Raw genomic sequence first — 18,969 nt, 5'->3', positions numbered from 1 at the left:
ACTGTGTACCCACAAGGAAATGAACGAGGGGGCCGCAATGCAGAACACCACCCACACCCACTGCCTCCGCTGCGGTCGCCCCCTCACCTCCGCCAAGAGCCAGGCCGCCGGCTACGGCCCCACCTGCGCCCGCCACATCCGCCGCGCCCAGGTCGAGCTCACCGACTACAAGGCCCACCAGGTCGCGTCTGCCATCGACCTGATCGAGGACGGCGCCATCGTCCTCATCCGCGACCAGGTCTTCGCCGCCGTCTCCACCGACGGCACCGAGACCCACCTGGTCCACCCCGCCGCCTGCAACTGCAAGGCCGGCCTGCGGGGGACGCGCTGCTACCACCAGCTCGCCGCCCGCATGCTGCTCGCCGCCTGACCCCCCGCCATACCCTCAACCCACCGCCACGAAAGGACCCCAGCCGTGCCCCGCTTCACCTACTCCGAGACCGTGGACCGGGCCGCCCGCGTCCTATTCGCCAAGCACAAGGTGTCCGTCAGCGACGAATACGGGAAGTGCACTGCCCCCGGGTACGTCGTCGACGAGAGCAGCGACACCGCGGTCCGGGTCTCCCACCGGATGCCCGAGCCGGACCTGCTGGACGACGACCGGATGAGCGACGACGAGATGGCCGCGGAACGGCACCGCATGGTCGACGCCTACGCGGCCACCCTGGAAGCGGCTGGCTACACGGTGAAGCGGCGAGGCCCGCACTCCCGCAAGCCGTACCTGCTCGCCCGCCCCGCCGCCTGACCCCTGCACGACCGAAGCCCCCGCCTCTGACCTAGAGACGGGGGCTTCCACCTGGGCACACCTCAGTCCAGGAACGACCCATCCGCCCGCCGCTGATGACGTGACGCCAGGTGCCTGCACTGTGGGCAATGCCGCATCCCACCCCGCTTCACCACCCAGCTGATTCCGCATGTCATCAGGTGCATGAACCCCACGCTGAGATTCTGCCCAGCCCGGCCAAATCCCGGCATCGTGCACGTCTGACAGTCCCGACACCCAGCCATCACAACCCCCAACGAGTGGCACGCTCCCCAGCGCGCGGTGTCGGGGATGCTACCGACGGGGGCCACCGTTACCACCCCACTTGCTTCGAACGCACCATCACGAAACCGCCACAACCCAAGCGCGAACCTCAGTAACCCCTCACCATCACCCCCATGAGACGAGCCTTCACTACGGCGGCTGCCGCCGCCGTCGCCGCCCTGATACTCGCCGGCTGCGGCAGCGACGCCCCCAGCGCCAAACAGAAGGAGTACGCGGACGCCGTGGCCGCTGCCGACCCGGACGACTTCGGGGACATCGCCACCAACGACCTCGCCAGCACCCTCGGCGACGAAGGCCAGCAGATCTGCGACCAGCTGAAGATCTCGTTCGCTGATGCGGCGGCGTACGCCAAGCTCGCCCGCTCGCAGAAGGAAGCGTCGGCGCTCATCGCCGCCGCCGTGGTCGTGGACTGCCCGAACCTGAAGAGCAAGCTCCCCCCAAGCTAGGGCGCATGCTGGCGGAGTGCGCCGCGACGCCGCAGACGCCTCTGTCTGCCGTCTCGGCGAGGCGCCTCAGGTCTCCGCAGCCCAGGGCGAGTGATCACCACCTAGGCACACTGGGAACAACACCCTCAGCATCACCTGGGAGGCCCACCGTGCCTGAGCCCACTCCTGAGTCCCCCCTCACCGAACTCGCCGCAGCCGCCGCCCAAATCCACGAGCTGTTCGTCTCGTACGTCAACGCCGGGTTCACCGAGAACCAGGCCCTCCGTCTCGTCATCGGCGTCATCACCGGCAGCGCCGGAGGCGGCCAGTGAGCGTCACACCATGTCCCGGACCCTGCAACAACGCCTGGCGCAAAGCCGAGCAGCAGCTCGCGGCCGACGGCACCGAACACCACCTCACCCCTGCGTGGGGCCAGCCCATCCACTGCCAGTACTGCACCGACCGCGCCCACACACAGCTCGGCGACCTCCCCGAACTCGTGGTGGCCGTGCGGTGTGAAGCGGTCTACGGCACCGCCACGAAACTCACCGGCACCATCGGTCGCACCGCCACCACGCAGTCCTTCCCCGGCCAAGCCTCACGCGTCCTGGCCGAGCACATCATCACGGGCCTCCTCGGCCTCGAAGACGTCATCCGCGCTGGCCGACGCCTGCCCGCCCGGCCCGCCCGCGGCCGTGAAGGCCACGACCTCATCGCCGCCGTGACGTTCCTGCGTGCACACCTCGACTGGGCCCTCGACCGCTACCCAGGGGAGACCGACCCCGAGACCGGGGAGACGATGGACCCGGCCGCGATCATCCGCGGCTGGCACCGTGGCGCCGAGCGGTTCACGCGCCGGGACCCGCGGCTGGAACACCGGCGGGTGCCCTGCCCCCGCTGCGAGCTGCTCACGCTCTTCCGCGCGGAAGGCGACGACTACATCGGCTGCCGGAACATCGCATGCGAGGTGCTGCTCACGCCTGCGGAGTTCGAGGAGCACGCCGAGCAGCTGGCCCGCCAGTACGGGCTGGCGAAGGCGGCTTGACAGATCGTTTCGAGCAGTGTCAGATTTGCGGCGGATCACTATGCCTTCCGAAGGGCCCCGGACACAGCTCCGGGGCCCTTTCGCGTACCGCCGGAAGGGAGCAACGCATGCACCTCGATGGAGACCTCCAGCACACCACCTGGACCACGGCCGAAGCCGCCGAAGCCGCAGGGGTCACCACGGATGTGATCTACCAATGGAAGCGGCGCGGCAAGCTCGTCCCGGTCAACCGGCGCGGCTGGCCCCGCTACCGCGCCATGGACGTCCTCCAGGCCGAGCAGTCCACCCGCCAGCGCGCCGGCCGCACGCACGCGCTCACATAGTCGTCCGCCGTCGGCTGCGTTGAGGGTCGCAGCCGACGGCGGATCACCACTTCCAGGCAAGACGGAGGGGCTCTCGTGCAGCACCACACCGTTCAGCAGCTCGACCGCGGCCCGCGCGCCGGCAAGTGGATCTACACCGGCGGCAACGCCCGCATGGGCCGTTACGCCGAGTGCTGCGCAGACGCCTGGCTGGAGATCCAGCGAACGCCGGCCGAGCAGCGCGACGCGTCCCCGGTCTGGGAGCGGATCGGCCATGACACCGCCGAAGAGGCGTACGCCCACATGCGCACGGTGCTCCTCGAGAAGCTGCGCCTGGACGTGCAGTACGCGGACTGGTCCGGATGCCGCGCGCCCGCTGGTGACAGCCCCTGCGACGTACCGACGAAGCGCGGTGCGTCCATCCCACCGATCCACTTCGAAGCACCTCTGTGCGACGCGCACCGCACCCGAGAGACCGTTGAGGCCATGTGGCAAGGGCCCGGGGACTGGTCAGGCTCCTGGTGAAGCCGGTCACCCAGTCGATCCTGCACGGTGACCCGTCCGGCCGGCCCGGTGACTGCCTGCGCGCCGCAGTTGCGTCGCTCCTCGAACTGCCGCTGCTCGCCGTCCCGCACTTCGTCGAGTACGAGGACTGGGAAGAGCGGCTCGCCGAGTTCTGCCGCGCCCACCGCTACCAGCCAATCCTGCGCAGCCCGGACGCCGACGTGCCGTACGGCATGGCGTGGGGGCCCTCCGAACGCGGCGTACGGCACGCGGTCGTCTGGATCGACGGCGCCATCGCCTGGGACCCGCACCCCACCCGCGCGGGTCTGCTCCGCGTCACCCAACTGATCGCGCTGGAGCCCCTGGACGTGACGGGAGGCTGAGCGGTGGCATCGCTGCTCGGTACGCACGTGCCCGTCGAATGCCCGGCCTGCACAGAAGGGATGAGCCTCCCGGTCAAGGACGGCGGCAGAGAAGGCAACGCCATCACTGTCGTCATCGACCTGGGCCCACTCCACGCCCACATCGCAGCAGCCCACAAGCCGCCCGGGGAGGCGCCGTGACGGAGCCTCCCGCCAAGGCCTCCCACCGAACCGTGCGCACAGAGTTCGTCATCACCCGCGCGGACGGCACCCTGGTCAACCTCGGCGTTGGCGCGTACTGGCACCGCAATCCCCTCCGCCGCGCTTGGTGGCGGCTCTGGGGACAGCCCCGCTTCACCCGCCGCGCACGAGCGGCCAACCGCGCGGCCCGAGCCGCCGACACGCAGGAGAGGTAGCCATGGCCACCACGGTCGCATTCACCAGCAAAGGCCGCGAGATCGTGGCCGGCCGACTCATCGGCACTAGCCCCACCCAGGCCGAGCCGAAGAACCTCGGATGGGGCACCGGCGCTGGCACCGCGGCTGCCACTGACGTCGCTCCGTTCACCGAGGCCGCCGAGTCCCGGGTCGCCGGCACCAGCTCGCAGGTGACGACCACCAGCACCTCCGACACCTACCAGGTCGTCGGGACGCTCACGAGCGCCTCGGGACAGACGATCACCGAGACGTTCCTGTCAGATTCCTCCTCAAAGCCGCAGTCGACGACTCTCTCGGCAGCGATCTCCACCACCGGCGCCACCTCGATCAGCGTCACCAGTGCGAGCGGTTTCCCGGGCAGCGGCAACTACAACATCCAGATCGACTCCGAGGTGCTCACGGTCACCGGCGGCCAGGGCACCACCACCTGGACCGTCACCCGCGGCGTCAACGGCAGCACGGCGGCGACGCACTCCAGCGGTGCGACCGTGACCGGCGGGAACACTCCCGGCTCGACGGCGGTCACGAACGGCAACCTGATGATCCACGCCTCGTTCACAGGCCTGGCCCTCAACACGGGCGATTCGCTCACCGCGACGACAAAGCTCTCCTTCTCCTGACCGCCGGCGCCCGCGGAGGAGAACCTCGTGACCATCTCCGCCGTCGGGACTCTGCAGGCCGCGCGCGGCACCGGCGTGACGACGCTGACGGTGTCCAGCCCGACCGTGGGCAACGCGTGGCTGCTGGCCGTGCGCGTCGCGGACCGGACCATCACGGTCTCGTCGGTCTCGGGTGGCGGCCCCTCCTCCTGGTCGCGGATCGCGTCGGTCTCCGAGGTCACGGTGAACGGCACGCTGGAGATCTGGCTCGGTGTGGTCGCCGCGACCACGCCGACCACCATCACGGTCACCTTCAGCGGGTCCGTGGCCGGCATCAGCACGGAGCTGTGTGCCGAGCAGTTCTCCTCCAGCCTCGCGAACACCGCGTGGGGCGCCGACGGCACCGGCGACAACACCGCGGCGTCCGCCACCACCGCGATCACGTTCCCCACTCTGACACCGACCGCCGGCGCCCGCCTCTACTTCGGGTACGCGTACGTCTCCAACACCGCGGCGGCTGGATCAACCTCCGGGTTCACCTACACGATCACCGCTGCCGGGAACGCCGTCATCTGGAACCCGGGCGTCGCCGCCGCGTCCACGCCGACGTGCACGCAGAGCCCCGCGGGCAATGTTGCCTGCCTCGGCGTGCTCGTCCAGGCGTCGGGAACCCTCAGCCTCCCCAGCGCATCTACCGGGGCGAGCACCTTGGTACGGCAGGCCAAGCCTGTGCAGTCGGCCACCGGCACGAGCAACGCACGCCTCACCCGCGGCGCAGCAGTAGCCCGAGCAACCGCCTCGACCGCTGCGGCGAGCCTGGTCCGTAGCGCGGGCCGGCCGCTCGCCGCCGCAGCTACGGCAGCACGAGCCCTGGCCACGACCATCGGGCGCGTGTTGCTGCTGACCGCCGCTGTTGTCGGCGGCCGATCCGTTGCCCGGGCCGTGGCCCTCCCGCTGACGGGCGGCAGTAACGGGCAGCCGCAGGTACTGCGCGGCCCGGGCCGACTCCTCAGCACGGCGCCCTCCGGCGTTACGGCACTCCGGCGCGGCATTGGCGCGACCGCGGCGACCAACCGGACGGCCGCGACCGCCCTCACCCGGCGCACGCAACTCGGTCTCGCTCAGAGCGCGCACGGCACGAGTCTCCTCACCCGCCTGGTGGGCCTCCGACTGGCCGGGATGGGGACCGGGGCCGGGCAGGCAGCACGGGGCACCGGCCGCATTCTGGCGGCGTCGGCAACCAGCGGAACCGCACTCGTGCGAGGCGTAGGGACCCTGGCTGCAGTCGCTGCCCTGACCGCAGCAAGCCTGCGCCGGGCCGCCGCCCGCGCGTACACCGCCACAGCAGCTGCCGCACCGGTCACGGCCGTGCATGCCGCGCTGCTCCGCGCGTACACCGCGACAGCCACCGCCACGCCCACGCTCGCCGTTCAGGCCGCGCTCTCCCGTACCTACGCGGCAGCAGCGGGCGCGGCCACCAAAGTGACGCGGGCGATCGGACAGCGCCAGACCACGGCAGCCGCCGGCACCGGTGCGGCCGTGGTGGGCACCGTCCGAACGGTCGTCCTGGTCGCGGCCAGTGTGGCCGGCACGGCGCTGATGATTGGCCGGGCCGCGTTCCTCACCGCCGCTGCCGCGGCGACCGGGACGGGCAGCATCCGCCGCGCTCTCTCCCGGCTCTACCCGGGCGCTGGCAGCGGCGCGGGCAGCATGACCCGCGGTGCCACCCTCGGCCAGCAGACCAGCGCCACAGGCGGCCCACAACTCGGCCGAGGCCTCACCCGCCATCTGGCTACCGCCGCAACCGGCACGGCAGCCACGATGGTGGGCACCGCCCTGTCCCTGCTCCTGACCGTCACCGCGACCGTCGGCCGCGCGCTCACCGTCTCCCGGGCCACGCTCCTGAACCTCCCGGCCTCGGCCCTCGCAACCGGCGCCCTCGGACGGCGTACCAGCACCACCGTGGGCGCGGCGAGCAGCGCCGGCGGCGGCCTCACCCGGCAACCTCGGCTGACGGCCGGTGCGACCGCCACCGGGGCCGGCACGCTCGGCCGGTCCCTCGCCCAGACCATCACCACCGCGGCGAGCAGCGTGCGCGACGTCGCCCGTACGATCGGCCGCCCGTTCACCGCCGGGGCCGCGGCGGGCACGGCGGTCACGGTGATGCGGTCCACGCTCGAGCTGCTCCTCGAAGCGAGCGCCACGGTCAGCGTCCGCATGCTGCGGGGCGCGGTGCTCGTCCACGCTGCCAACGCCACCACCAGCCGGGCCATGGCCCGGGCCGCCGCGCTCACCCGGCGCGCGGACGTACTCGGCGCCGCCCTGCTGCAGCGGCGGACAGCCCGCACCACGGCCGCGTCGGCAACTGGCAGCGCCACGGCGAGCATCGCGCGCGGGTTCGCCGTCCTCCTGGCGGCCGCAGCCTCCGTCGTCACCGCGGTGGCCGTGCAGGTGTTCCGGCCGCTGCGCGACCTCACTATCCGCGTGGCCGGACCGTTCGCTCGCTGGACCGCGCACAGCATCACCAGTAGGTGGACGGCCGAACAGACCCAGCCGCGCTGGCCACTTCACGAGCTCGCCGCCCGTTGGCGGGCCCGTATCTCCGGCAGCCGCTGGACCTCAGACGACTGACAAGGGGGCCACGGATGCTGAGCATCGACCGCGACTCCCGCCAGTACATCCAGGTCACCGTCGACGTCACCGTCCAAGGCCAGGTGTACAACCCCACCACCGACGTGGTGGAGTTCGCCTTTACCAGCGTCTCGGACCGTCCCACCACTTGGTACACCGGCACCTGGGACGGCACCAGCCCGATCCCCGGCACGATCGCTTACCGGGCGCAAGTCCTCGTCGGCCCCGGCAGCACCGGGCCCGCGCTCACCGTCGGGAAGTGGGCCATGTGGGTCCGGATCACCGACAACCCCGAGCAGCCGGTCATCCCCGTCGGGCAACTCAACGTCACATGAGGAGGCCGGCGTGGACACCCTCACTACGCCACCACGTGCCGAACAGTCCGGAGTCGCGTGATGGGGCAGCGCGGCCGCGGCTGGGACCGGGAAATCCCTGAGGGGTTCGAGCCGTACTTGAAGGACGGGAAACCCCGCTGCTGGGGCCGCTCGAAGAAGACCGGCAAACAGTGCGGCCAGGCCTCCAGGCCGGGGCAGCACATCTGCCGCTTTCACGGCGGTAACGCGCCCCAGAACGTGGCCAAGGCGCAGGAACGCCTCACCGAGGAGAAGGCACGGGCCATCGTGGAAACCTACGGCCGGAAGATCAACACGACGGCAACCGAGGCCCTCCTCGAAGAAGTCCAGTGGACCGCTGGCCACGTCGCCTGGCTGCGTGAGCGAGTGCAGGAGATCGAGGGTGCTGCGGTCGCCTCTGGGATGGACAGTGAGCACCCTCTGGTCTGGGGCAAGACGCGGGAGAAGCACGGTGGCGAGGACTTCGGGACGACCGAGGAAGCCGCTCCGAGTATCTGGCTGAAGCTGTACCAGCAGGAGCGCGCGCACCTGGTGAAGGTGTGCGCCGAGGCGATCAAGGCCGGGATCGAGGAGCGTCGGATCCGGCTCGCGGAGCAGCAAGGCGCGCTCGTCGCGCAGGCGATCCGGGCTATCCTCGGCGACCTTCAGCTCACGCCGGAGCAGGAGGCCCGAGTCCCGGAGGTCGTGCCGCGGCACCTGCGCGCCCTCGCCTCCTGAACGATCGGGGTGGTGACTATGACCGCCGCCCTCGACTGGGCTGAGTACGCCGCCCGCGCGTTCGAGCCGGCCAGCGCACACCAGCGGTGGGCCACGCCCGGCGCGCTGGCCCGGCACATGGACCCGCACACGGTACAGACCGCCGCCTTGGATCTGCTGGACGCCAACCTCGTTGATGTCGCCGAGGGCCGCTGCCGCCGCCTGATGTGGTCGATGCCGCCCCAGGAGGGCAAGAGCGAGCGCACATCGCGCCGCTTTCCGACGTGGCTGCTCACCCGCAACCCGGACCTGCGGATCGCGATCATCTCGTACGAGATGGGCGTGGCCCGCCGGTGGGGCCGGGCGATCCGCAACGACATCCGCGAGCACCCCGAACTAGGACTCGTCGTCCGGGACGACACCTCCGCCGCGCACGAGTGGCAGCTCGAAGGCCACCGCGGCGGCGTGTACTCCGTCGGCATCGGCGGCGCCCTCACAGGCCGGCCGGTCGATGTACTGCTGATCGATGACCCGCTGAAGGGCCGCAAGGAGGCCGACAGCGAGGCGTACCGGCAGGCATGCAAGGACTTCTACACGGACACCGCTCGGACCCGTCTTGCGCCGGACGCGCTGCAGATCATCATCCAGACGCGGTGGCATGAGGACGACCTGACTGGCTGGCTCCTGGCTGGGGCTTCGGGGCCGGAGTGGCGGTACATCAACGTGCCGGCCCAGGCCGAGACCGACGACGACCCGCTGGGCCGTGCGCCCGGCGAGTTCCTGATCTCCGCGCGCGGCCGCACGACCGCAGACTGGGAGGCCACACGGCGGGACGTCGGCTCCCGCACCTGGGCCGCGCTGTATCAGGGCAAGCCGGCTCCGGCCGAGGGTTCACTGTTCAAGCGGCAACACTGGCGCTGGTACACGGCCCCGCGCGCGGTGCGCCGCGAGGACGGCACGATGTGGGTCCATGGCGCGGACGAGCTGATCCAGTCATGGGACATGGCCTTCAAGGACACCCGCAAGTCCGACTTCGTCGTCGGCCAAGTGTGGGCCCGCTTCGGCGCCGACGTGTACCTGCTCGACCAGATCCGGGATCGCCTGGACTTCCCGGCGACGCAGCAGGCAGTGAAGGCACTGTCGGCCAAGTGGCCCCAGACGCACGCGAAGCTCGTCGAGGACAAGGCCAACGGGCCAGCCATCATCGCGCAGCTGCGGTCCGTGGTCCCCGGCCTGATCCCGATCAACCCGAAGGACTCGAAATACGCGCGGGCCTCCGCTGTGGCGCCGTTCCAGGAGTCCGGCAACGCCTACCTCCCAGACCCGTCGCTCGCCCCCTGGGTCGACGACTACGTCGTCGAGCACACCAGTTTCCCGAACGCCAGCCACGACGACCAGGTCGACTGCACCAGCCAGGCCCTTGAGCGGCTACTCGGCAGCCACACCGGCGTCGAGCAAGCCATGGACTGGCTCAAGCAATTCAGCAGCGCAACCGCCTGACCCGATGGGAGGTGCCGTGGCCCGCTGGAACCCGCTCCGCTGGCTCTCCCGCCCGGAGAAGCCGGCCACCGAGCCCGACACCACGAAGGCCATCGCCCCCGCCGGGGCGCAGACCTTCACGCCAGCCCAGGTCGGCACGCTCGTGGCCGCGACCGCGCAGGCCGCTCGTACGGACGGCACGTTCCAGCCTCTGCCCCGTGTCGAGCCGCAGGTGCCGTTCGGGCCGGGCGTGCCGCTCTCCCCGGCCGCGATCGACCCGCTGCGCCCCGACGGCCGGACAGAACCCCGGTTCAACGAGTACCCCGTCACTAGCAACCTGCCGGGCGTCGGCGACAGGCTCGTCCCCTGGAAGGTGCTCCGCGACGCAGCCGACGCCGGCGGGTTGCCGCGCCGCTGCATCGAGATCCGCAAGGCGGAAGTGACCACGCTCGACTGGGCGATCACGATCACGAAGGAGGCCGTGGAGGCCGCGCAGGCCGCATCCGACCGGCCGCGCGCCGAGGTGGAGCAGGAACTCCGCCAGTCGCTCTCCGCCGAGATGGTGCGCTGCACCCGGTTTTGGCAGAAGCCCGACCCCGGCCAGGACGAGAGCTTCGCAGACTGGGTAGGCAAGATCCTCGAGGAGCACTTCGTCCTCGACGCCATCGCCATCTACCCACGGCTCACCTACGGCGGTGACCTGTACGCCCTGGAGGTCCTCGACGGCTCCACGATCAAGCCGCTGCGCGACCACCGCGGCGGCCGTCCGCTGCCGCCGAACCCGGCGTACCAGCAGATCCTTTGGGGCTTCCCCCGCGGCGAGTTCGTGGCCGACGTCGACGACACCGGTGAGGTGATCGGCGGCTACCGCGCGGACCAGCTGGTGTACAAGCGCAGGAATGTCCGCGCGCACACCCCGTACGGCTACTCCGCGGTCGAACAGGCCCTTGAGGACGTCGACGTGTGGCTGCGGCGCCGGAAGTGGATCCGCGACGAGTACTCCGAGGGCACGGTTCCCGCGGGGTTCGTCACGAACAACGGCCAGACGTCGTGGACACCGCCGCAGCTCGCCGAGTACGAGACCGCGCTGAACGACGCCTACTCGGGGTCGACGGCGGCCCGGCACCGGCTGCGAGTGCTGCCGCCCGGCTTCGACATCGAGACCCCGGAGGACTTCGGTGAGAAGTACAAGCCGGAGTACGACCTGTTCCTGATCAAGCTGTTGGCCGCGCACTTCGACACCACTATCGCCGAGCTGGGGTTCACCGAGACCGGCGGCCTGGGCTCGACCGGCTGGCACGAGGGACAGGCCGCTGTCCAGCAGCGCAAGGCGACGCTACCGACGCTGCGCTGGCTACAGCAGCTCCTGACCGCGATCTCTCGGGCCCACCTGCGGATGCCGCAGGAGCTGGAGTTCCGGTTCCTCGGCCTGGAAGAAGAGGACGAGGCCGGCGCGGACGAGGTGGCCCGCCAGCGGGTCATGTGGGGCCGAATGACGATCAACGAAGACCGGGACAGGATGGGGCAGCCGCGGTTCGACTTCCCCGAGGCAGACATGCCGATGGTCATGACCACCCGCGGTGTGATCATCCTGGAAGGCGCCTCGGAGCGGGCCGACCCTGGCACCAGCGTCGGCGTCCCGAAAGAGGGCGCGGGCCAGCCCGCGAAACTCCCGGGAAGCGACGATGACGCGGAAGCGGACGTCGACGACACAGAGGAGGACGACGACGCCCGGGCCCACGCGGTGAAAGCGGAGCTGGCGTCATACCGACGGTGGGCCAAGCGCAACCCCTCCCCGAGCAGACCGTTCGAATTTCAGACGGCCACCAAGGCAGACGCCCCCGACCTGGCCTTCAACGAGTGGGTCCTGTTCGCGCCGGAGGCTGATGCCGGCCCAAAAGCCCCGACGGCCGCCGTCGCTCGTGACTGGCCCGGCTGGGAAGCGGATCACCGCGCGGTCGCCTACTGGGTGCCACGGATCCGAAAGGCGATGCGGGACGCGTTCGACACCCGGCGGATCGCCGAGCAGTGGATCGCGGAACGCGCCATCGTCGTCAAGGCCGACGAGCCTGACCTTGACGATGTAGAGGACGCCGACTACGACGAGTCCGAGACCAGCAACGAAGACGGCGCCGGTGGATGGCTCACCGCCCACGGCGTCAGCCTTGTCACCGCGCTCGGGTTCATCCACGAGCTGCACGCCGAGGGCTACGTCATCGGCGAGCGGTCCGCCACGGCCGTTGTCAGCGGCCACGCCACGGTCGACTGGTCCAACTGGAAGCCCGGCGACGCCCGGGCAGCGAGCCTGGTCCGTGACGCCGACGGACTGCAGCGGCTCCTGGCCGAGGCCGGCGTCACGATCCGGTCGGTGGCTGCGAACCGCCTGGGCAAGCTCGCCAAGGCCCTGTCCGACGCGCTCGCCCGCGGCGACAGCGTGGACACCCTCGCGCGCAGCCTGCGAGATGTCCTGGACGATGCCCGGTGGGCGGACATGGTGGCCGTAACGGAGATCTCTCGCGCCGTGTCCGCGGCCACGGCCGACATCTACCGGACGAACGGCATCACGCTCGTGTCCTGGGTGACGGCCGCCGACGAGCACACGTGCATGCCGTGCTCCGTCAACGAGGACACCTCGCCGATCCGCCTCGGTGCGTACTTCCCCGGCGGAGTGACCACACCACCGCAGCACCCTCTGTGCCGCTGCTGCCTCGTCCCCGAGATCGGCAGTTTCTGACCCACCAGATCGCGCGCTCACCGAAGGGAGCCGCCAGATGACTGTCGCCTACGCGTGGGCGCCGATCACCAAGACCGAAGAGCAGGACGACGGCACGCTGATGGTCTACGGGCCCGCAGCGTCGAGTGATCTCGACCGGGACCAGCAGCGCCTCAACGCCGACTGGCTGGACCGGGCCATGCCCGAGTGGGCACAGGTCGGGAACATCCGCGAACAGCACGACGCCAAGCGGGCCGTCGGCGTCGGCGTCGGCCTGTCGAAGGCCGCCGACGGCAGCCACCACATCGCCGCGCACATCGTCGACGACTCGGCCATCAAGAAGATCAAGAACAAGGTGCTGAAGGGATTCTCCGTCGGCATCAAGAACCCGCGGGTCGTTCTCGGGAAGGCCGACGCGCCGGGTGGCGAAATCGTCGACGGCAGCATCTGCGAGATCAGTGTCGTCGACCGGCCCTGCAACCCCGGCACGCTCTTCGAGATCGCAAAGGCTGACGGCGCCGGCGCGCTGGAGGTTGTGGAGGGCGCGGTCGTCGAGAAGACGGACGCGGAGGCTTTCGGGATCCCCGCCGACGTGTACGAGCGACTCCCGGAGGGCGTACGCACGGCACTGACCAGCCTGGCGTCGGCCGGTGCCGCGATTTCCACCGAGGCGGCTAAGGCCGAGGGTGCGCAGGGCGGGGCGATCTCGCCGCCGACGTTCCTGCTGAAGCTCGACGGGGTGACCGTATCCGAGACCATGATCCGCGGTCTCGTCGATGCGCGCGTGGCCGAGCTGGAAGACGTGGTCAAGGCCGACACGACGGCCGCTGGACGCCGGGCAGCGGCGGGGACCGGAGCGGCGATGCCGGACGGCTCGTACCCGATCAAGACGAAGGCGGACCTGCGGAAGGCCATCCGGGCCGTCGGCCGCGGGAACGCCGATCACTCCGCGATCAGGAAGCACATCATCAAGCGGGCCAAGGCCCTTGGACTGGAGGCCATGGTGCCGAGCAACTGGAATGCCGACGGATCCCTGAAGGACGCGGCCAAGGCCGACGGCAGCGAGGAGCTGGTCGCCAAGGCCGAGCAGATCCTCCGCGACGCCCGGGCGCTCGCGCCATCGCTGACGAAGGCCGATGACGACAACACCGACGATGCGGCGGCCGCGGGTGGTGAGGACGAGGTTCAGGACATCACCGGCGCGGACGAGGCGATCGCCTGCATCGCACGCCTGATCATCTCGGAGGCCGAGTCGCTCGCGCAGGGCAATCTGAACGAGGCCTGCGACATCGACCTCCTGCTGTCCGCCGTGCGCTCCCTCACCTGGTTCAAGCGGCGCGAGGAAGCCGAGCAGTCGGGCGAAGGCGACGCCGACATGGGCCTCGCCGACAGCGCGAAGTCCGACAGCGCGGAGACCACCGATGGTGCTGGCGCGGCCGGCACCACCGAGACTTCTGCTTCCGCCGAGGAGCAGCAGGCTGCCGCCGACGGCCAGCAGGCCGAGGACGGCACCACCGACGGCACCGAAACCGGCGAGACCGGCCCGGAGCCCGACGCAGTGACGAAGGCCGACGTGGCCGAACTCGTCAAGGCCGCAGTCGCGGAGGCCACCACCGCTTCAGAGGAGCGCACGAAGGCGCTCGAGGCGGAGCTGGCGAAGGCGCAGCGGGCCATCGAGGAGTTTCGGGCCATGCCCACCCCGGGCGGACCCGCGCTCACTCGCACCGCAGCACAGCAGGCCCAGGCGAAGAACTCGGACGCCGACCGCATGCGGCACGAAGCCCAGACCCTGATGGCCAAGGCCGACCAGGTGTCCGACCGCGACCTCCGCGACGGCTACCGCGACCGCGCCAAGGCCCTACTGGCCAAGGCCGACGCCTGACCCCCTGCACCCTTCACCCTTCACCCTTCTCCAGCTCCGGCCCCGCACGGGGCCTTTCGCATGAAAGGAGCCAGCGATGGCTCTGCCCCGCGCCGAAGTCCTCTTCGGTGACTCCCCCGAGGCCCCGACCCTCTCCAAGGCCGAGGTGTCCTCCCGCTTCGACGAGCTGATGGCGGCCGTCGACCAGGCGCCCACCCGTACCCTCGGCCCGGCTGATGTCGTCCAGGCGTTCACCGAAGGCCGCGGCATCAGCTTCGAGCAGCAGCCGACCACGGCGTACGGCGCGCTCACCAAGACCCTGTCCAGCCCGGACCTGGTCAAGGGCCTGTCCGCCGCGTCCCTGGCGTCCATCTCCGGCGCGCTGGACGAGCTGAAGGCCCAGCAGCCCGACCTCGTCAAGGACATCACCACCTCCAGCCCGGTCTCGGGCGGCCTGGTCGCCTTCGACCTGGAGGCGCCGGCGAAGATGCTGACGCCGCGCCCGACTCCGCTGCGGAACCGGATCCCGCGGAAGAAGGGCATCGGCCTGAGCCACCGGTTCAAGGTCATCAGCGGGTTCTCCGGCACGGGCACGGGTGGCGTCGGAAACATCCACCCGGGTATCGCCGACACCACGCAGAACAACTTCGCCCCGTCCGGCGCCAGCAACTCCCTGTACTACGCGCGCGGCCCGAAGATCTCGTACGCGGGCTACGACAAGAACGTCGCCTACAGCCAGTTCTCCGTGTCGGACCAGGTCACCTGGTCCGCGCAGTACTCCGGCCAGGGCTACCAGGACATCCGCCAGCTGTCCCGCACCAGCCTCATGTACTCCAGCATGCTGCTGGAGGAACGCATGCTCCTCATGGGCCGCGGCACCTCCGGCAACGGCTTCCTCGGCGCCCTGGCCGCGCCCACCGGCCTGACCCTGACCGCTCGCTCCGCCGCCGCCGGCGAGACCGCCCTGACCGGTGTCAGCACGAACATCTACGTCAAGGTCACCTCAGACGCCGGCGACTTCGGCCAGTCCGTGCTCTCCTCGGCCGCGAACGTCGCCCCTTCGACGCAGGTCGTCGACGTCACCGTGACCCTCCCGGCCGGCGCGACCGGCATGCGGGTGTACGTGTCGACCGGCGCGTCGGACCCGGGCGACTCCGCCCGCTGGTACGCGGGCAAGTCGGGCACGAACACGTTCACGCTGCAGGGCGCGCTGCCCACCTCCGGCACCGCGGCGTCGACCGTCACCGCGGACACCACGGCGTACGCGTCCGGCTACGACGGCATCCTGCCGATCTGCACCGGCTCGGACTCCGGGTACGTCAACCGGCTCAACGCGGCCCTGTCCACGTCGAACCCGGGCGTGGAGTGGCAGAACGCGTTCGTCTCGCTCTACAACAGCGTGAAGGCCGACCCGGACCGGACGCTGCTGAACGGCGCCGACCGCAAGCAGCTGTCCGACGCGCTGAAGGGCTCGTCGTCCTCGAATTACCGGATGACGATCACCCAGGACCAGCTGACCGGCGTGACCATCGGCGACGTCGTCAACACGATCATCAACGAGGTCACGGGCAAGGGCGTCTCGGTCGAGGTCCACCCGTGGATGCCGCAGGGCAACTCGGTGATCCTCTCCGACAGCCTGCCCATCCCGGACAGCGAGGTCTCCGACATCTGGTCGGTGTTCAACGTCCAGGACCTGATGGGCATCGACTGGCCCGTCAACCAGTTCGCCTTCGAGTCCTCGAGCTACTGGTTCGGAACGCTGCTCTGCTACGCCCCGGCCTGGAACGGCGCCATCACCGGCATCAAGAACGTCTGACCCATCCCCCTCTGATCGTCCGCGGCCCCTCGGGTGCGGGGGCCGCGGACACCCTTCAGGAGCAGACCGTGGCACGACTGTGCATGCCCGACGGCGCCTGCCGCGGCATCGACATCCAAGGCGCCCAGACCGGCGCCACCACTGCCTACACCCCCGGCCGCGACGGCAGCGTGACCGTCGACAACCCTCAGCACGAGCGCGCGCTCCGCGAGTACGGTGCCTTCCCCGCCAACCTCGGCGGCCGCACCCGCGGCGGATACCGCTGCACCAGCTGCGGATTCGGGGCGTTCTTCAAGACGTGCTCCCGCTGCGGCGACACCTGCGAGAGGGAACCCTGATGGCCAGCATCGTCTCCGGGTCCGCTCACCCCGCCGTCACCCAAGGCACCTCCAACCCGAGCAGCCCCGCGGCCATGGCCGTCGCGCTCACGGACGGCGAGGGCCGCCTGCTCCGCAGCACCGACAACGGCGACGGCACCTGGTCCCTCGCCAGCGGCGCCACCGTCCCCCTCGTCTACCCGCCTCAGGCGCGCACGGGGCCGAACACGGGCGACTCGTTCTTCACCGTCGGCTACAGCAGCGTCGCCATCGACATCAACGTCACCACCTTCACCGGCGGCTCTTCGCCCAGCGTGACCTTCTTTCTGAACCGGCTGGGCGGCGACGGTCTGTGGTATCCGATCTGGACGTCCGGCGCGATCAACACCACCAAGCAGCTGTCCGCGTCGCTCGGCCCGGGCCAGTCCGGAGGTTCCAATGGCGCCGGCGGCTTCCCCGCCGTGCTCACCACCCAGGCGCAGTTCGGCTGGACGTACGCCGGCTCGCCGACGTCCGTCACCTTCTCCGGGTCCGTCGCCTCACGCGGCTGACCCATAACTGCCTCCCGCCTGACAAGGAGCGATCCCCATGGCAGCCGCACGCAAAACCACCGCAGCCACGCGCAAGCCGGCCGACGAACCGCCCGCGACCGAGCCGCAGACGGAGCCGCAGGACACCGCCGCCGACGAGACCACGCCCAAGGCCGAGGACACGGAGCCCAAGGAGCCGGCGGAGCCGGACGAGCCGGAGACAGCTGGTGGCGAGGACGGCACCCCGGAGCGCAGCGACCTGCAGGACGGCCTCTGCCAGGAATGCTTCCCGAACGGCTGGCCCGCGCAGGCCTTCGCGGTCGGCTGCACCCACGGCACCTGGGCCCGCGAAGGCTCCTGAGCTGAGAGGAGGGTAGGCGTGCCCGCCACACCGTACGTGTCCGCCGCGGCGTTCCGCGCCCACCCCACCTACCTCGATCTCGACGGCCTCGTCACCGGCAACCCGGACCCGGCCGCGCAGGAAGCCGAGCTGACCACCCTGCTGCTGCAGGCCTCAGCGTGGGCGGACAACGAGTGCAACCAGCCGCTCGGCGCGCACCTGCACACGCAGTCCACCCGGGTGCGCACCGACCGCTCCGGAATGCTCCGGCTTCACGCCGATCACGGCCCGGTGAGCACGGTCACGGCTGTGTCGTACGGCTCGTCGCCAACGTCACTTACCGCGCTCACCTCGCCACAGGCCTGGGTCGAAGACGGCTCCAACCTGGTCATTCCCATGGCTGGCACGTCCACGGCATGGAGCGGATCCCTACAGATGGGGTTCGGCACTGCACCGGGGGCGGAGCTGTTCGTACGGACCTCGTACGTCGCCGGGGCAGTGGCCACCCAACTCACGGCCGCCGCCGTGCAGGGGGCGACGAGTATTTCGGTGGCGGACCCGACCGGCATGGAGCCCGGAGGCCAGTACCGGATCTGGGAGCCGGGCCGCGAGGAGACGATCACCGTCTCCCCGCTGTGGCAGGCCCCCGTTCCAGCCACTGCGCCTACGCCGTCCACCGTGCTGCTGGCGTCGCCGCTCCTCTTCGCCCATGACGCCGGCCACGACCTGTCCGGGCTGCCGGCCGAAGTGCGCCTGGCGGTCGTGAAATACACGACAGCGTTGCTGCTGCGCCCGGACACATCCGCGGAGGACGAATTCCCGGATGCCTCGACGAACTCCACTACGCGCGGAAGCGACTCCCGCAAGACCGGTCAAGGCCTGGTCGACGAGGCCCGTCGCATCCTCAGCTCCTACGGCCGAGTGAGGTGAGCCGTGAGCGTACAGACAGCGCTGGACGGCATGTGCCGCTACTTCGGCGGCCCCTACGACGAGGCAACCCGCACCTACCGCTCCTCTCCGCTCTCCTCGGCCGGCGTGGGCGTCGTGCGGCGCGCCTGGCCGAAGAGAGACGACCACCAGGATTATTTCTGGGGGCTGCCGGACGGCGCCCGCACCGGCTGCCAGATCGTCGTCTACATTCCCCGGCACAGCGAGCGCCGTATCGCTCTCGGCGGCGAGCACAGCGGCATGAAGCAGATCATCTACGAGGTTCAGCTCTGCTGCTACATCCGCTCCCGCACCCCGTACGCCGAGGACGCCCAGGATGACGTCCACGCCCTCAGGGACGCGCTGGTGGAACACATGCGTCTGTCCCGGACGCTCGGCGATGCCGTCTTCCAAGCAGGCGAGCACATCGACGGCGGCATGGACGGCATCGACGTCCGGTACAGCCAGCCGGAGACCAAGGCCGAGCTGACCAAGAGCTACCTCGAAGTGACCTTCGCGGCGATCGAGTTCGTCAACGCGTAGCCGACCCGCCCCATCGTCCTTCTGACCACCTTCTCTGCCTG

General features: G+C 70.4%; 22 protein-coding genes. All 22 read left to right on the top strand.

The window, feature by feature from the left end; translation table 11 throughout:
• Positions 1-37: 37 nt before the first annotated feature.
• A complete protein-coding gene (locus tag AB0N17_RS03040; RefSeq protein WP_366009319.1) occupies positions 38-370 on the top strand; it encodes a DUF6011 domain-containing protein in 333 nt (110 codons plus the stop codon).
• A 45-nt stretch (positions 371-415) separates the two neighbouring features.
• Positions 416-745 (top strand): hypothetical protein, encoded by a 330-nt coding sequence (locus AB0N17_RS03035; protein WP_366009318.1) that lies wholly within the window; start codon positions 416-418, stop codon positions 743-745.
• A gap of 416 nt (positions 746-1,161) precedes the next feature.
• Positions 1,162-1,494, top strand: coding sequence for a hypothetical protein (locus AB0N17_RS03030; RefSeq protein ID WP_366009317.1), 333 nt, complete (start codon positions 1,162-1,164; stop codon positions 1,492-1,494).
• A 149-nt stretch (positions 1,495-1,643) separates the two neighbouring features.
• Positions 1,644-1,805 (top strand): hypothetical protein, encoded by a 162-nt coding sequence (locus tag AB0N17_RS03025; protein ID WP_366009316.1) that lies wholly within the window; start codon positions 1,644-1,646, stop codon positions 1,803-1,805.
• Positions 1,802-2,518 carry a hypothetical protein gene (locus AB0N17_RS03020; RefSeq protein WP_366009315.1) on the top strand — a complete coding sequence of 239 codons (717 nt, stop codon included), beginning with the start codon at positions 1,802-1,804 and terminating at the stop codon, positions 2,516-2,518. Before AB0N17_RS03025 ends, AB0N17_RS03020 begins: the two co-directional genes overlap by 4 nt.
• A 107-nt stretch (positions 2,519-2,625) precedes the next feature.
• A complete protein-coding gene (locus AB0N17_RS03015) occupies positions 2,626-2,841 on the top strand; it encodes a MerR family transcriptional regulator (RefSeq protein ID WP_366009314.1) in 216 nt (71 codons plus the stop codon).
• Positions 2,842-2,916: 75 nt separating this feature from the next.
• Positions 2,917-3,345: a hypothetical protein gene (locus AB0N17_RS03010; protein ID WP_366009313.1), complete on the top strand. Its 429-nt coding sequence runs from the start codon at positions 2,917-2,919 to the stop codon at positions 3,343-3,345.
• Positions 3,342-3,707 (top strand): hypothetical protein, encoded by a 366-nt coding sequence (locus AB0N17_RS03005; protein ID WP_366009312.1) that lies wholly within the window; start codon positions 3,342-3,344, stop codon positions 3,705-3,707. Before AB0N17_RS03010 ends, AB0N17_RS03005 begins: the two co-directional genes overlap by 4 nt.
• Positions 3,708-3,883: 176 nt before the next feature.
• Positions 3,884-4,102, top strand: coding sequence for a hypothetical protein (locus AB0N17_RS03000; protein ID WP_366009311.1), 219 nt, complete (start codon positions 3,884-3,886; stop codon positions 4,100-4,102).
• 2 nt (positions 4,103-4,104) lie between these two features.
• Positions 4,105-4,743 carry a hypothetical protein gene (locus tag AB0N17_RS02995; protein WP_366009310.1) on the top strand — a complete coding sequence of 213 codons (639 nt, stop codon included), beginning with the start codon at positions 4,105-4,107 and terminating at the stop codon, positions 4,741-4,743.
• A 27-nt stretch (positions 4,744-4,770) separates the two neighbouring features.
• Positions 4,771-7,353, top strand: coding sequence for a hypothetical protein (locus AB0N17_RS02990; RefSeq protein ID WP_366009309.1), 2,583 nt, complete (start codon positions 4,771-4,773; stop codon positions 7,351-7,353).
• Between the two features lie 14 nt (positions 7,354-7,367).
• A complete protein-coding gene (locus tag AB0N17_RS02985) occupies positions 7,368-7,688 on the top strand; it encodes a hypothetical protein (RefSeq protein ID WP_366009308.1) in 321 nt (106 codons plus the stop codon).
• Positions 7,689-7,748: 60 nt separating this feature from the next.
• Positions 7,749-8,423: a hypothetical protein gene (locus AB0N17_RS02980; RefSeq protein ID WP_366009307.1), complete on the top strand. Its 675-nt coding sequence runs from the start codon at positions 7,749-7,751 to the stop codon at positions 8,421-8,423.
• An 18-nt stretch (positions 8,424-8,441) separates the two neighbouring features.
• Complete coding sequence (terL, locus tag AB0N17_RS02975; RefSeq protein ID WP_366009575.1) at positions 8,442-9,902, top strand: phage terminase large subunit; 1,461 nt, start codon at positions 8,442-8,444, stop codon at positions 9,900-9,902.
• Between the two features lie 16 nt (positions 9,903-9,918).
• Positions 9,919-12,615: a phage minor head protein gene (locus AB0N17_RS02970; RefSeq protein ID WP_366009306.1), complete on the top strand. Its 2,697-nt coding sequence runs from the start codon at positions 9,919-9,921 to the stop codon at positions 12,613-12,615.
• Between the two features lie 100 nt (positions 12,616-12,715).
• Positions 12,716-14,476 carry a hypothetical protein gene (locus AB0N17_RS02965; protein WP_366009305.1) on the top strand — a complete coding sequence of 587 codons (1,761 nt, stop codon included), beginning with the start codon at positions 12,716-12,718 and terminating at the stop codon, positions 14,474-14,476.
• A gap of 76 nt (positions 14,477-14,552) precedes the next feature.
• Complete coding sequence (locus tag AB0N17_RS02960; protein WP_366009304.1) at positions 14,553-16,271, top strand: hypothetical protein; 1,719 nt, start codon at positions 14,553-14,555, stop codon at positions 16,269-16,271.
• Positions 16,272-16,339: 68 nt separating this feature from the next.
• Complete coding sequence (locus tag AB0N17_RS02955) at positions 16,340-16,609, top strand: hypothetical protein (protein WP_366009303.1); 270 nt, start codon at positions 16,340-16,342, stop codon at positions 16,607-16,609.
• A complete protein-coding gene (locus tag AB0N17_RS02950; protein ID WP_366009302.1) occupies positions 16,609-17,139 on the top strand; it encodes a hypothetical protein in 531 nt (176 codons plus the stop codon). The genes AB0N17_RS02955 and AB0N17_RS02950 overlap by 1 nt, the downstream gene beginning before the upstream one ends.
• A gap of 37 nt (positions 17,140-17,176) precedes the next feature.
• On the top strand, positions 17,177-17,479 hold the full coding sequence (locus tag AB0N17_RS02945; protein WP_366009301.1) for a hypothetical protein: 303 nt from the start codon (positions 17,177-17,179) through the stop codon (positions 17,477-17,479).
• 18 nt (positions 17,480-17,497) lie between these two features.
• Positions 17,498-18,388, top strand: a complete 891-nt coding sequence (locus AB0N17_RS02940) for a hypothetical protein (protein WP_366009300.1) — start codon at positions 17,498-17,500, stop codon at positions 18,386-18,388.
• A 3-nt stretch (positions 18,389-18,391) separates the two neighbouring features.
• A complete protein-coding gene (locus AB0N17_RS02935) occupies positions 18,392-18,928 on the top strand; it encodes a hypothetical protein (RefSeq protein WP_366009299.1) in 537 nt (178 codons plus the stop codon).
• The last annotated feature ends 41 nt before the right edge of the window (positions 18,929-18,969 follow it).

It is taken from the genome of Streptomyces sp. NPDC051133 (assembly GCF_040682635.1).
In the GTDB taxonomy this organism is placed as follows: Bacteria; Actinomycetota; Actinomycetes; order Streptomycetales; family Streptomycetaceae; genus Streptomyces.
Note: the sequence above shows the minus strand (reverse complement) of the source record. Positions and strands in the feature narration are given on the sequence as shown.